Here is a 1,065-nt window from a genome sequence, read left to right as displayed (position 1 = left end):
TCCTTTTTCACTAGATGATAAAGGAAGGTTTAGAAAATGGCAGTGAAAGATTGTAGGATTTAAAAAGCTACCGCGTAGCGGTTTAGTTCAACAATGTTTTTCAGCATCGTCGCTACCGCTCCTTGGTCGCCAAGAGGAATTTTCGGAGAAGTGGAATCAGGCGACACATCCAACCGACTAAGTGGCGAAGCCACCCGGACCTACGGTCCTTAAGTCGTTTGGACGTCAGAAATACGCAACGTTAGATGAAATTTCTGAAAGAGAGGCGATTATACTGTTTATTGGTCACTATTCTGTAAGCTTTTTAGCAAAGAGAATCGAAACACCTTTACCACTCTGGTTGTTATTTTTGGCAGTGCAATTTATTGATATGATTTGGGCATTATTCATTTTCACGGGAGTAGAAAAAGCTAACATATCTCACGAAGTACCAGGTACACCACTTAATTTATTTTTCATGCCCTACTCTCATAGTCTTATAGGAGCATTATTCTGGAGTGGTGTTGCATTTACTATTGTTAGGTATTTACCGATTATTAACAATAGGAACTTCAAGAAAGCAATGATCGTATCTATAGCAGTTTTTTCACATTGGATACTGGATTTAATTGTACATACTGGCGATCTTCCACTATGGTTAAATGAGTTTAAAGTGGGGCTTGGTTTGTATGAGTATGCATATATCAGTTTTTTTCTAGAATTATTTTTTTTAATTTTGGGATTAGTCCTCTACATTGGACTTACCACTGGTAAGGGGATGCTGGGTACGCTTGGTATTTACGTCCTTCTAATTCTTATTGTTTTACTTGGAATCAATTCTGTTTGGGGAGTCGCTCCACCGAACACAAAAATTGCAGCAGGTTTCTTGCTTTTCTCTTATATTTTCTTTTCTTTAATAATTGCATGGCTCGAGAAAAAAAGAATATTGAAGATTTAATCAAGCAAATTCACAGAAGTCAGAAACTTCATCTAACACTTTGGATTGGTTGCGCAGTTGCCCGAAAAAAAGGCCTTCATAACGACGGTATGAAGGCTACCACGATCGTGAACATATGAGCAGAAAAG

The 1,065-nt window shown here is 38.0% G+C and carries 1 protein-coding gene; it reads left to right on the top strand.

The genetic code is table 11. From position 1 onward, the window contains the following. Window positions 1-181 precede the first annotated feature (181 nt). Window positions 182-937 (top strand): hypothetical protein, encoded by a 756-nt coding sequence (locus J2T13_RS26295; protein ID WP_429375673.1) that lies wholly within the window; start codon window positions 182-184, stop codon window positions 935-937. Window positions 938-1,065: the final 128 nt, after the last annotated feature.

It is taken from the genome of Paenibacillus sp. DS2015 (assembly GCF_050433705.1).
Lineage (GTDB): Bacteria > Bacillota > Bacilli > Paenibacillales > Paenibacillaceae > Paenibacillus_AQ.
This window is presented reverse-complemented; position numbering and strand designations above follow the sequence as displayed.